General features: G+C 58.3%; 12 protein-coding genes. All 12 read right to left on the reverse strand.

The window, feature by feature from the left end; genetic code table 11:
* Positions 1 to 6 precede the first annotated feature (6 nt).
* Entirely contained in the window at positions 7 to 927 is a 921-nt protein-coding gene (locus H2O65_RS06740; protein WP_259349609.1) for an RluA family pseudouridine synthase, read from the reverse strand.
* On the reverse strand, positions 920 to 1,489 hold the full coding sequence (gene lspA, locus H2O65_RS10390) for a signal peptidase II (RefSeq protein ID WP_259349475.1): 570 nt from the start codon (positions 1,487 to 1,489) through the stop codon (positions 920 to 922). Before lspA ends, H2O65_RS06740 begins: the two co-directional genes overlap by 8 nt.
* A 778-nt stretch (positions 1,490 to 2,267) precedes the next feature.
* The gene (locus tag H2O65_RS06745) at positions 2,268 to 2,903 is read right to left on the reverse strand and encodes a DivIVA domain-containing protein (RefSeq protein WP_310649223.1); all 636 of its coding nucleotides are present in this window, start codon (positions 2,901 to 2,903) and stop codon (positions 2,268 to 2,270) included.
* Between the two features lie 169 nt (positions 2,904 to 3,072).
* Complete coding sequence (locus tag H2O65_RS06750; protein ID WP_259349476.1) at positions 3,073 to 3,393, reverse strand: YggT family protein; 321 nt, start codon at positions 3,391 to 3,393, stop codon at positions 3,073 to 3,075.
* 14 nt (positions 3,394 to 3,407) lie between these two features.
* Positions 3,408 to 3,857, reverse strand: a complete 450-nt coding sequence (locus tag H2O65_RS06755; protein ID WP_182140997.1) for a cell division protein SepF — start codon at positions 3,855 to 3,857, stop codon at positions 3,408 to 3,410.
* A 155-nt stretch (positions 3,858 to 4,012) separates the two neighbouring features.
* A complete protein-coding gene (gene ftsZ, locus H2O65_RS06760) occupies positions 4,013 to 5,311 on the reverse strand; it encodes a cell division protein FtsZ (RefSeq protein ID WP_182140998.1) in 1,299 nt (432 codons plus the stop codon).
* 173 nt (positions 5,312 to 5,484) lie between these two features.
* Complete coding sequence (locus H2O65_RS06765; protein WP_182140999.1) at positions 5,485 to 6,246, reverse strand: cell division protein FtsQ/DivIB; 762 nt, start codon at positions 6,244 to 6,246, stop codon at positions 5,485 to 5,487.
* Entirely contained in the window at positions 6,243 to 7,655 is a 1,413-nt protein-coding gene (murC, locus tag H2O65_RS06770; RefSeq protein WP_259349477.1) for a UDP-N-acetylmuramate--L-alanine ligase, read from the reverse strand. The genes H2O65_RS06765 and murC overlap by 4 nt, the downstream gene beginning before the upstream one ends.
* Positions 7,652 to 8,770, reverse strand: coding sequence for a glycosyltransferase (locus H2O65_RS06775; protein WP_182141000.1), 1,119 nt, complete (start codon positions 8,768 to 8,770; stop codon positions 7,652 to 7,654). The genes murC and H2O65_RS06775 overlap by 4 nt, the downstream gene beginning before the upstream one ends.
* The gene (locus H2O65_RS06780; RefSeq protein WP_182141001.1) at positions 8,770 to 10,188 is read right to left on the reverse strand and encodes an FtsW/RodA/SpoVE family cell cycle protein; all 1,419 of its coding nucleotides are present in this window, start codon (positions 10,186 to 10,188) and stop codon (positions 8,770 to 8,772) included. The genes H2O65_RS06775 and H2O65_RS06780 overlap by 1 nt, the downstream gene beginning before the upstream one ends.
* 4 nt (positions 10,189 to 10,192) lie before the next feature.
* On the reverse strand, positions 10,193 to 11,641 hold the full coding sequence (murD, locus tag H2O65_RS06785; protein WP_182141002.1) for a UDP-N-acetylmuramoyl-L-alanine--D-glutamate ligase: 1,449 nt from the start codon (positions 11,639 to 11,641) through the stop codon (positions 10,193 to 10,195).
* Positions 11,638 to 12,726 carry a phospho-N-acetylmuramoyl-pentapeptide-transferase gene (mraY, locus tag H2O65_RS06790; RefSeq protein ID WP_182141003.1) on the reverse strand — a complete coding sequence of 363 codons (1,089 nt, stop codon included), beginning with the start codon at positions 12,724 to 12,726 and terminating at the stop codon, positions 11,638 to 11,640. Before mraY ends, murD begins: the two co-directional genes overlap by 4 nt.
* Positions 12,727 to 12,734: the final 8 nt, after the last annotated feature.

Consider the following 12,734-nt stretch of genomic DNA (forward strand, 5'->3'; position numbering starts at 1 on the left):
GCGATCCTAAGCGGCGCCGTTTCGCAAAGTTTCCAGGGCAGACTCAAGGTCCGCCGCATAGGGTGCGCTCACAACGACCTTCTCTTCGGTCCGCGGGTGCCGGAACTCGACCTCGACGGCGTGAAGCCACTGCCTCACCAAACCAAGCTCCTCGGCTCTACGAGGGTCTGCCCCGTAGAACACATCCCCGACGCAGGGGTGGCCTATGGCTGCCATGTGAACTCTGATCTGGTGGGTTCGCCCTGTCTCAAGGTTCACCTCCAGAAGAGCGGCACCCGCCATGAGCTCTTCGACGTCGTAGTGGGTTGTCGCGCGTTTTCCATCCTCGGTGACAGCCATTCGCCATGTGCGGGACGGGTGGCGGCCAATCGGTGCGTCAATTGTTCCCCTGGACGGGTCCGGGTGGCCTTCGACTACAGCGTGGTATATTTTGCGCACCTCGCGCCTCCGGAAGGCGTTCTTCAATCTCCCGTAAGCCAGTTCGGACTTGGCAACCATCATTGCGCCAGAGGTGCCAACGTCGAGCCGCTGCACGATCCCCTGACGTTCGGTCGGACCCGAGGTAGAGACGCGCACTCCCGCAGCCTCCAGACTGGAAATCACCGTCGGACCATCCCATCCCGGCCCGGTGTGCGCTGCTACTCCGACAGGCTTGTTGATGACAATAAGGTCTTCGTCCTCGTACAGAATGTCGAGGGACGCTGTGGGCGGCGGAGTTGTGTCCGGCGTCGGGAGATCCACTTCAAGAAGGACCCCCATGGGAAGGCGCAGAGATTTTGAAGGAACTTCTCCGTCGACCAGCACCCTCCCCTCTTCAACCAGAGATGCGCACTGACTTCGGGACAGTCCCAGCATTCGGGAAAGCCCCACGTCGATCCGTTCCCCAACCAATCCCTCGGGAACTGGCAGGATGCGGGGGCTACTCACTTCTGCCACCGGCGGCTTCGAGACTGGCGTCCTTCTCTTCGTCACTGTCCTTTTCAAACAGTTTCCACACGATGAGGACGAGGGCGGCACCGACGATCCAGATATCAGCAACATTGCCGATAAACCACCCGTTGTAGTTGATGAAGTCAACGACGTGACCCTGCCCGATGGCTGGTGGGCGCGTGAGCCGATCCCAAAGGTTACCCGCGGCGCCGCCAGCTATGAGACCCAGAAGAATCGCTAAGGATGGGCTGTACACGCGTGTCGCGTACCAGAGGATCAGACCGATGATACCGATCGACAGAATTGTGAAAATCCAAGTTGAACCCGCGCCCAAAGAGAATGCTGCACCCGGGTTGTGGATTAGCTGCAGCTGAATGAAGTTCCCCAAAAATGGTTGCGCGACGCCTTCCTCAAGGTTCGCAAGGGCCCAGGCTTTTGTTAGAAGATCAAGGCCAAGAGCTGCGATGGCAACAAGAGCCACCAACCAGAATAATGACCTCTTCTTCGTGTGGGGTGGATTTAGCTGGGACGACGGGGGGCTGACAGGATTATCGCGCATAGACCAACAGCTTAGCCCCTGGGGTTACGCGCAACCCGCAGGGCCGAAGCTGCCCACATCCCCAGCACCCTCCCGCCCAGCGGCTGCCCACATCCCAGCCGTCCACTGCCCCAGCGGCTGCCCACATCCCAGCCGTCCACCCACTGAAATGTATACGTGGGGGCGAAATGTGCCCCTGGGGTCCCTACCCCAGCCGCATCCGTCGTCCCCACGCATACATTTCGCGTTAGGCGCGGGCTGCCAGACTATTTCGAGTCGGTGGGTTGTTCTCTGCTTGTTGTTGAGGTTGGTAGCGGCGCTGCCCCGTGTCATAAGGGAGCGAGTTACGCCTAACGGAGCGGGTTTGGCTTGCATAACGGTGTGATTTCAGGGCAAATGGGACCAAACCCGCTCCGTTAGGCGTAACTCGCTCCGCAAGGCATAACCGGCTCCGTAACACTTGGGTGCCCCGCGCGGTCGGGCACCCAACCACTGCCCCAGCCGGCCACCTGCGAAATGTATACGTGGGGGCGAAATGATCGTGTGGGGTACGCACCCCAGACGCGGTTTTCGTCCCGGCGTATACATTCCACGCCACAGCGGCGTGAGAGCGCGCCAGCAGCGGCGGCAGCGCGCGCCAGCAGCGGCGGGAGGCGCGTCAGCGGCCCGGTGCGTCAGCGGCGCGAGGGCGCGTGCGCCAGCGGTAGGAGTGCGCCAGCGGGAGGAGCGCACACCATGAACACAGAATGTCCGCCCCCGTCAACAGGAGGCGGACATCGTGAATGCTACAAGTACGTGGCTACTGAGGCTTCGCGTCTGACTGCAGATCCCCAAGAAGCTTCTGTAGGTGCTCAGAAATCGAGGAACGGTAGTCTGCTTCAAATCCGCGCAGGTTGTTAATCGAGTCCTCAAGCGCACTCTGCTCAGAACTCAGCTTGGTCAAGATTTCGTCGCGTTTGCCATTGGCTTCTTCAACAATGCCTCTGGCCTGCTGGTGTGCGTCCGCTACAATCCGTTCACCCTCTTCACGACCGTCATTGACGTACTCATCGTGAAGCCTCTGAGCGAGTGCGAGCATCGAGGCCGCCGCCTGAGGATCTGCTGGATCAACGGCTGGAGCCGGATCTTCTTCAATAACCGGCTCAACAACCGGTGCTGGTTCCTCTACAACGGCTTCGACAACCGTTGTCTCAGCCTCAGGGGCGGCGTGATCGGCAACGCCAGACTGAAGATCCTGAATTCGCTGATCGGCAACCGAGAGCTTTTCCTTCAGCTCTGAGTTCTCAACCGAAAGTGCATAGATCGTAGCAACGACCTCGTCAAGGAACTCATCAACCTCGATTTGGTCGTATCCCTCACGGAACTTAACGGACTGAAATGTCTTGTTCAGAACGTCGTCGGCGGAAAGGAGCGCCATATTGTTCACCTCTGTCATCGTCAAATTCGTAAGACACCGGCCTACCGGGTGGTAGAACCGACAGCCAACGACTCTGGTCAATCAACCTCAACCATGCCGCTTACTTCTAGATCATACCGATACCCGGTTCCCCATGCGCAACATTTGCAACATCTGTAACAGAGTACGGTCTTACTTGCTGAATGGTCTAGCTATTCACGTACCCTAAATAGGCGATCCACCCACCAACTCTCTGCAACAAGATAACACCAATAAAAAGCACCATGAAGCCAACATCGATGGCGACTGTACCCAACCGAATCGGCGGAATGAATTTCCGCAGCCAGCGGACTGGAGGATCGGTGAGCTTGTAGATCACATCAATGATCGCAAGCAACCAACCCGGGGGATACCACTGTGGGGCCAGCACCCTGGCCCAATCAAAAATCACACGTGCCAAAAGAACCAGTGTGTATAGGGATGCGGCCAATGACACCAGGTTGCCGAGGATTACGAGTATTGAACCCACCTAACAGTCCTCGCTTAGCCGAAAATGTTGGTGGCGTGACCAGTGGCCTGCGACGAAACTTCGACGTCCCGCGGGGACAGCAGGAACACGCGGGCTGTGACCCGTTCGATTGCCCCGTGCATGCCAAAAACTAGACCCGCCGCGAAATCAACGATTCTGCGCGCCTCAGCATCCGGCAACTCCTCAAGGTTCATAATCACCGGAGTGCCATCACGAAACGCTTCACCGATCAGGCGAGCATCCCCATAGGAAGATGGGTGAACTGTTGAGATACGTCGCACCGATGCAGCTGGTTTTGACACAACATCAAACTTCGGCTCAGCGACTGCCGTGTAGGACTGGAAATCAACCTCGCGAATCTCAGCTTCTTCGGTGCCGGCTAAGACATCGTCGAAAGAAACTTCATCCTCGTCGGGAATCCTCCAGCCCATAACTTCCATTGCGCGGTTGAAGCGTTGCGCCATCGCGATACCTTTCCAAGACTTACCCATTCAGTACTGAAGCGGCGTGACGTGAAATCTCTAAACCCATCTGTCACAACAACTCAAACGCTAGTGCAATCACTCTCACGCGGGTCGGAGCCGACACGGCATGTCGTAAAGCACCCACTCACATCGACTTAGCGAAGGAAGTCCGGGATGTCTAGATCCTCATCGACAACTTCTTCTGCAAAGACGCGGGGGGCTTCAAACCCCTCATCCACACGACCTCGAGAACGCACACTATCCGCCCGGAGTGCCGCCATCGCACCAGTTCTGGTGGGCACCTCAGGCGCTGCTCGATGAGACCTTGTCTGCGGTGCAGCACTGGTCCTCACGCGTGGCTCCTCGATGTAATCGTCAACTTCCACGACCCTTCGCGGTGCGGGAGGCGTCGCAAGAGGTACACCACCTGCGGGTGAAGAAGTCGGCGCGCTCCGCGCTTCCTCGCGAGCAGCCCTCACCGCTTCCTCCCGTGCCGCCTGCATCTGTGCTTGCTGGTCAAAACCGGCAGCAATAACAGTCACGCGGATCTCATCTCCAAGGGACTCATCCACGACATTGCCGAAGATGATGTTGGCCTCTTCGTGGGCTGCCTCCTGAACCAACGTCGCGGCCTGCATAATCTCATGCAAACCAAGATCGGGACCACCCTGAACAAAGAAGAGAATTCCGTGAGCACCATCGATTGAAGCCTCGAGGAGAGGTGAGGAAATAGCAGTCTCAACGGCACGTAGCGCCCGGTCTTCCCCTGTTGCTGCACCGATTCCCATAAGCGCTGATCCAGCGTCCTTCATGACGCTCTTCACGTCGTTGAAGTCGACGTTCATCAAACCCGGGGTTGTGATGAGTTCGGTGATCCCCTGGACGCCGGACAACAGTACCTTATCGGCCTCTTTGAAGGCATCGATAATTGAGATATCCCGGTCAGAGATGTCGAGCAGACGATCATTGGGGATAACGATCAGAGTGTCGACCTCATCCCGCAACGCTTCGACACCCGACTCTGCCTGCTGGGAACGACGACGTCCTTCCCATGAGAAGGGGCGCGTGACAACACCCACGGTGAGGGCACCTGCTTCACGAGCTGCCTTCGCGACGACCGGAGCTCCACCGGTACCCGTCCCGCCGCCTTCACCCGCGGTGACAAACACCATGTCGGCACCCGCCACGGCCTCCATAATATCTTCTGAGTGATCTTCGGCCGCTTTACGTCCCACCGCCGGATCAGCTCCGGCGCCCAGCCCGTGTGTCAGATCGCGTCCGATATCTAGCTTGGTTTCTGCATCGGACATCAACAACGCTTGCGCATCCGTGTTGATGGCGATGAACTCAACGCCTTTTAGCCCCGCATCAATCATGTTGTTCACGGCATTGACACCGCCGCCGCCGATGCCGACAACCTTGATGACTGCGAGATGGTTCTGCGGTACCGCCACTGGTCCCCCCGGAGGTGCTGCAACCTCACCCAAGAACCCTAAGGCTCAAGTTGAAGGTTGTCTTTGATCATTGCTCTAGCGGATAGACGGTAGGGGCACTCGAACTATCGATCAAGGACCAACTGCGGCGTGTTGCACAGAAGGCACCCTACTGCTCGACAAGCAAGTGCTCACTACCTCGTCACCGGCTTGCGAGGATCCCGCAGGTCGTATACCGAGGCCGGTCGTTGCTCAACAAGTAGCTCGAGAACCTGGGCCTTAAGCGCACTCTCGCCCTCGTCCCCCCACACCACCTGAGACCCGTCAACTAAGTCAAGTCGGACGACCATTCCATCGGCGGAAATCGACGAAACCTGAGCGCGTAGAGGATCACCCAGGCTGTCCCAGACAGCAATAGCCGACTTCGCCTGCCCAACCCTTCCACTCTCATCGTCACTTACCACATGAACGTAGGGAAGTCCTTCCACAGGCTCCTCGGTAACGGTCGTGGTGACACCGTCGCTTCCGACGAGGGCGTACCCCCCATCGATCACCACCATCGCCGCTGGAACCCTCTGAACTACATCCACCGTCACGCCGTGCATCCAAGAACGGTAGACTTGCGCCTCCGCGATCAAAGGCCGCGTCAGAAGTTCATCCCGTATGGAATCCACCGGCACTCTGGGCAGCGGCACGCCCTCGTATTTTGCGACTGCGGGTTCGACATCTGCCGCCGCGACGTCCGACTGCGCTCCCTCAATGACCAGACTATCCATCTTCATTGCGAAGAGAGAAGAGTAGAACACTGCCCAAATGATCCCTGCAACAGCACCCACCACAGCCAGCAAACCAAGGACCCGGAAAGCTAGAAGGCGTCGTCGGGCGGATTGTCTCTCCTTGACATGGTCCCGCAAATCAACTCGAACCGAGCGCGGACTAGGACCAACTTGACTCACGTCGGCACTTCCTGCGCCCACACCTTCTCAACGGTGGAGGACTGAAGGAAGATATCGCCCGCGCCGATCAGAAGGCACACGTCACCCGGGTCCGTGATCGAAGCGGCAAACACCGCTGCATCATGGCAGTCGCCAAGAAAATGGAACGGTGCATGCATGTAAGGACTCTGCGCGATCAGTTCTGAAGTAACCCCGGGGATCGGATCTTCGCGTGCAGCATAGATATCCGCCAACACAACCTCGTCTGCGTTAGAAAGTGCCTTGGCAAACCGATCCGCGAAGTTACGTGTTCTAGAAAAAAGATGCGGTTGAAAGACCGCAATGACGCGACCCTCTCCGGCGACAATCCGAGCCTGTTTGAGCGCAGCCTCGACTTCGGTGGGATGGTGGGCGTAGTCGTCATAAACTCGCCTGCCACCAACGGCTGCCTTCAATTCGAACCTGCGACCCGCCCCCTGAAAGTACCTGAGAGCACTAGCTGCCACTTCACCGTCAATTCCTGCTGCGACACACGCTGCCCACGCGCCGGCAGCATTAAGGAGATTGTGCACACCCGTTACCATCAACTCAAGCGAAACGCGCTCATCCTGCGTAGAGAGAGTCGCCCGAGACGAGTCTGCGTCCATGACGACATCGGTGACTTCCACCGTCAGTGGACAAAGCGAAGAGCCGGGTCGCCCATATGTGACAACCTCCCCCACCCGATCGGTAGCTAAGCCATGCTCGGCGATCTCGCAAGATCCTGGATCCTCACCACAGCAAATCAGTGTGCCTCCGGGCATCAGGCGTTCGACAAACTCCCTGAAGATCCCTACGAACTCCTCCTTTGATCCAAAGTGGTCGAGGTGATCAGGCTCGACATTCGTGATCACCTCAATCGATGGCGAGTAGTGCAGGAATGACCCGTCTGATTCATCCGCCTCTGCAACGAAAATACCTGTCCCGACTCTGGCTCCGGACCCGCTCCCGAGGACGGGACCACCAATAGCGAATGAGGCATCGACACCGCTGTGGAGCAGGGCCACTGCGATCATGGCCGAAGTCGAAGTCTTCCCGTGCGCACCCGCAACCGCAATAAAGGGTTGCCCTTGCGCAGCCAATGCTAGGGCCTGTGATCTGTGGATAATCTGCTGCCCTCGCCCTCGAGCAACAATGAGCTCCGGGTTTGTCTCCCTGATGGCGGATGAAAGCACCACTGTTGCTTCAGCCGGGACGGACTCTGTGGCATGCGGGTAGTACGCGCCGATCCCCTTCGACACCAAGTCCTGAAGCACCGCAGAGTCCTGACGGTCCGAGCCGGTCACCGCGGCTCCTTGGCCTGCCAGGAGTTCCGCAACAACGGACATCCCGGCCCCGCCCACACCAATCAGGTGGAATGACTGGCCCGCAAGTCGCTCTGTCCTGCTCACCGCGACTCTCCCGCTTCTTCCACCAAATCCGCCACAGCGCTGGCCCCATCTCCTGGTGACGTGCTTCTATTTGCCTCGCCCATCCTCTTCAGAATGGCGGGATCACCAAGGATCGGGAGCACCTGGTTGCGAAGGTTGTCAACCGAAAAGTCCTTGTCCTCGACAAGTAGTGCCCCACCCGCCGCGATCTGCCCTTCAGCGTTGCGCCGCTGCTCGCCGTTACCAATAGGAAGCGGCACATAGAATGCGGGCAAGCCCAATGCGCCAAGCTCAGCGACTGTTCCAGCGCCAGACCGGCACAGCACCAGATCTGCGGCGGCCAGAGCATCCTCCATATTTGAGATGTACTCGCGAATCACCCAGGTCACTCCCGGAGTGTTCGCGGCGCCAACACTGATCTCGTCGGCCTTACCAGTTCCTGTTGCATGAAGGATTTGGGCCCGACCTGCAAATGCAGCTGCTCCGCTGGCAACCACCTCATTGATGTGCTGAGCACCCAGTGATCCCCCGGTCACCAGTAAGACGGGTAGATCAGGGTCGAGGCCGAAAAGCTCACAGGCACTGGTCCGCGCCCTCTTGAGTCCCTCTGATGTGGAACGTTGCTCTGCCAGCTCCACAATCGAGCGTCGCAGCGGCAAGCCGGTGAAAACAGTTCGCCCGCGCCTTGCAGCCAGCTTGGTCTGTGGAAAGGTCAGAGAAACAGACTTGGCACTGCGCGCACCGAGACGGTTGGCCCATCCGGGGCGCGCATTCTGCTCCTGGACAACGAACGGCACGCCAAGACGTGAAGCTGCTATGTAGGCGGGTGCCGACACATACCCACCGAAACCAACAAGAACATCTGCCCCACTGAGGACCTCGCCAGCAAGCTTCGTGGCATTTTTCAGCCGGGTGGGAACCGTTAGAAGGTCTTTCGAAGGCCGACGCGGTATTGGCACCTTGGGAATGGTGTGTAACTTGAGGTTGGCTGCGGGCACCAGTGTCGATTCAAGCCCCTCCTCCGTGCCAAGCACCTCAATCTTGTGGCCCCGTCCTTCGAGGACGCCGGCTGTCGCCAAGAGGGGATTCACGTGTCCGGCAGTTCCCCCGCCGGCTAGGACAACTCGTAAAACCATTAGGATGCCTCCGGTTTGTTCGTCTCATTGTCAAGGTTCCAACCCCGCGACTCTGTCGGTAGGGGCCGTGAAATTGGGCGGGGCCGTTTGCCCACGCTACCAATCACAGGGGGCACTGTCGGGGGGTTCTTCGTAGTAGTGTCCGAAGCGTAACGCTGCGGTCGGCGAGGGGCGGGTGTGCGCCTTGGATCACGACCCGCGGTTTCTGTGCTGAACCGCCCAGTCTTGCGCATTCCTGCCTCGTTACGGGCAAATGACAACAGCACACCGATCGCCATTGCAGTGAAAAGGAAGGACGACCCCCCGTAGGACACCAGCGGGAACGGCACGCCGATTACAGGCGCCAAGCCCGTGACGGTACCTATGTTTAGTAGCCCCTGCAACGTCAACCACGTAGCTATGCCTCCGGCCGAAATACTTATGAAGCGTGACTGGGCATTCGAAGCAAGGCGCAGAGCTCCGTAGATCAGGAGCCCAAGTAACGCCAACAGGGTAAGGGTCCCAATTAACCCAAACTCCTCCCCCACAATGGCAAGGATGAAGTCAGTGTGGGCCTCCCGGAGGTAATTCCACTTCTCCCTAGATGCTCCGGGGCCCAGGCCGGTCAGGCCTCCCGCACCCAATGCCCATAGCCCATGGTCGGTCTGGGTCGGTGCGGAGGGGTCCGGTGGGGTGCCAAATCCTGGAAGAAACTCGAGGACTCTCCTAGTCCTCGACGGGCTGACAACCACAAGGAGGACTGCCAGTGCACCCCCCGCTACCGCCATCATCCCGAACCATTTGCCGGGAACGCCCGCAACCCAGAGTGCTCCAAAACCAATACCGACAAAGATGAGCATCGTCCCCATGTCACCGCCAACCATGACTGCAGCCATGGCGACTAGTACGGGAGCAAGACCAAAAAGAACAACCTGCTTCCAGTTGTTCAGATCGGTGGTCTTCATACTCAACATGCGTCCCAGCATGAGGCAGGTGGCAAGCTTGAGGAACTCTGAAGGTTGAATCACCTGGCCGGTGCCAGGGATTGGTAGCCAGTTGGTGTTTCCACCTTCGCTGATTCCCACGAAGAAGACGGCCCCCTGCAAGGCTAGGCCGATCACAAACAGTAACGGTGCCAGCGCGCGCCACACACGCGGTGGGATGAGCGTCGCCCCCACGGCAGCCGCGAGGGCAAGGAGAGCAATGCCGAGCGTCTTGACGAACGGCACATACGGATTGACACCTTGCGCGATGTTGGTAACGGCAGATGCCGAGAACCCCATCAGCAAACCAAAGAGTGCCAGGAAAACAGCAGGAACAAGGATCAGATAGTACGTGGCCACGGGTGATGGCTGGGCATTCTGTGGGCTTGGTGAGCCGAAGCGTATCTTTGGAACCCGCTGAAGCAGTGGACGCTTCTGCGTGGCCTCTGAAGCCATGTCCCTACCCCTTGCCTCCGACTACATCCGTGACTGCCTCCCGAAACACATCCCCCCTCTGCGAGTAGCTCGCAAACTGATCCCAAGATGCACAGGCAGGCGCAAGCAATACGGTATCGCCAACTTCGGCAATTCGGCCGCAGGCGCGCACAGCGTCCTTCATCCAAGATTCAACCGGACCCATTCCGGGGACACTCACAACTGGAAGATCGGGTCCGTAGCGTTTGAACAACTCAAGGAGGCCTTCTTGCTCTGCTCCAATCACCACGGCTGCCTTTACGTCTTTCGCGGCCTCCGCGATTAGGGCAGAGAGGTCCTGCCCTTTTGCGTCACCCCCCACGATCCACACCGCCGTACCTGCTACAACGTTGTTCAAAGCGGCCCGTGCTGCGTGGACATTTGTAGCTTTCGAATCATCAACCCAGTAGCGCCCGTCACCAGTTGGTACGAGGGCGTATCGGTGTGGGGCCATTTGGAAGGTCTGGAGACCCGCGACAATGTCCTCACCGCTGACTCCGAGAGACCTGGCTAGTGCAGCAGCGGCCAGCGCATCCCGCACAAGGGGAGACGAGGCGCCGTCAAGCCTTGTCAAAGCGCCACTCAGGAGAGGAACTTGCCGCAGGTCCGCAATGACTGGCTCATCCTCGGGTGAATCTATGAAGGCGAAGTCAATAAGGAAGCCATCGGCGATTCCAATGTCGCCGGAGGCAACCACCCCGAAGGTCAATGGGACCAAGGAGGAGTCTGAGCAGTCATTGCACTGCACGGCCATCTCAGCTGTGACCTCATCATCTGCAAATGCAAACCTGGCCTTGCGCACCCTGTCGTACACGCGCGCCTTCGCAGCCCGGTACGCGGCAACATTTCCGTGCCAATCCAAATGGTCGGAATCAACATTCAGGCAGATACTTGCCCAAGGAGCCAACGTTGCCGTGGTTGCCAGCTGAAAAGACGACAGTTCTGCGACAAGCACTTCGTGACCCTCTGCAACTGCCTTCGCGACCGGATAGCCCACGTTTCCAGTCTGAATCGCGTCAACGTGGGCTGCTCGAAGGATAGCCTCGACCATTCCCACCGTCGTGGTCTTCCCGTTTGTCCCGGTCACCGCAAGCCACTTTGCTCCCCCCGGTTGGAGCGACCTATGGCGGTAGGCAAGCTCAACCTCTCCAATCACGTCAATCCCACGCTGTTGCGGAATACTCGCGATAGGGGAAGTCCCAGGTACTCCGGGTGACAGAACTACGACCGCAGGCTCCAGCGCACAAATCGCTTCTCCCAACTTCACGGGATCAGCAATCACGACCACGGATGTCAGGCATTCACGCAGTGACTCTGGGGCCTCAGTTGCGGACTGGTCAAATACCGTGACCTCATATCCGTCCTCGTACAGAAGTTCCACAGCAGCCCGTCCAGAGACGCCAAGCCCGACGACTGCCGCTTTGGGGTGCGTCATTGGAGACCCGAGACCCACTCGAGGTAGAAGAGGCCCACCCCGAGTGCGGCAAACAGTGCAGAGATGATCCAGAACCGCGTAACAATCGTTACTTCTTTCCATCCCGACAGCTCGAAGTGATGATGCAGCGGAGCCATCTTGAAAACACGTTTACCGGTGGCTTTGAAGCTGCCAATCTGAATGACGTCCGACAAGACAATAACCACGAAGAGACCACCGATTATGACGGCGACAAGTTCTGTGTGGGACATTATTGACAGACCGGCAAAGGCACCACCCAATGCCAGGGAACCGGTATCTCCCATGAAGATTTGCGCGGGTGAAGAGTTCCACCAGAGGAAGCCGATCAGCGCGCCCACCACGGCAGCCGCGAAAATTGCGAGACCAAGCGGGTCGCGAGTTTCATAGCACACGTTCATCCCCCCGGTGTGACGGGAGCATGCCTGACTGTACTGCCAGAACGAAATGATGACATAAGCGGAGAAAGCCCCTATCGATGCGCCCGTCGCCAGTCCGTCGAGTCCATCAGTGAGGTTGACGCCGTTTGACCAGGCAGCAACAAGGAAGTTGATCCACAGCAGGAAAAGGATGACGCCGAAGACTACACCGGCGAAGGCGAGGTTAAGGGATACCCCGCGGACAATGGAGATCTCCGTGGAGCCTGGAGTTCGTCCCAGTGAGTTGGGGTTCAGGAGGAGCAGTGCGCCGAAGAGGGTGGCGATGCCGACCTGGCCAATGATCTTGCCAATGGGATTCAAGCCGAGACTTCGATGGTTGCGAATCTTGATGAAGTCATCGAGAAAACCGACGAAACCTAAGCCTGTGGTGAGCAGAATTAGCAGCCAAACAGAGTAGGTGGGAAGGGAACCATTGAAGGCGAATCCCACAAAGATCCCAACCAGCACCGCAATAATTATGACGATGCCGCCCATCGTGGGTGTTCCGCGTTTCGTAAAGTGCGCTGTTGGCCCATCCTGGCGGATGAACTGCCCGTATTGCTTCTTGACTAGGAACTTAATGAGGACAGGTGTCCCAAAAAGACTGGCTAGGAGCGCGGCCGCAAATGCGACAATCACACCGATCATCGACTAAC

Origin of the sequence: Schaalia sp. JY-X169, assembly GCF_014069575.1 — a bacterium.
Taxonomy (GTDB): domain Bacteria; phylum Actinomycetota; class Actinomycetes; order Actinomycetales; family Actinomycetaceae; genus Scrofimicrobium.

Bases quoted from the DNA above. Each gene is read 5' to 3' on its own strand.
- H2O65_RS06775 (WP_182141000.1), bottom strand. From the start codon at position 8,770: ATGGTTTTACGAGTTGTCCTAGCCGGCGGGGGAACTGCCGGACACGTG.
- murD (WP_182141002.1), bottom strand. From the start codon at position 11,641: ATGACGCACCCCAAAGCGGCAGTCGTCGGGCTTGGCGTCTCTGGACGG.
- lspA (WP_259349475.1), bottom strand. From the start codon at position 1,489: ATGCGCGATAATCCTGTCAGCCCCCCGTCGTCCCAGCTAAATCCACCC.
- H2O65_RS06780 (WP_182141001.1), bottom strand. From the start codon at position 10,188: ATGGCTTCAGAGGCCACGCAGAAGCGTCCACTGCTTCAGCGGGTTCCA.
- mraY (WP_182141003.1), bottom strand. From the start codon at position 12,726: ATGATCGGTGTGATTGTCGCATTTGCGGCCGCGCTCCTAGCCAGTCTT.
- H2O65_RS06745 (WP_310649223.1), bottom strand. From the start codon at position 2,903: ATGACAGAGGTGAACAATATGGCGCTCCTTTCCGCCGACGACGTTCTG.
- H2O65_RS06755 (WP_182140997.1), bottom strand. From the start codon at position 3,857: ATGGCGCAACGCTTCAACCGCGCAATGGAAGTTATGGGCTGGAGGATT.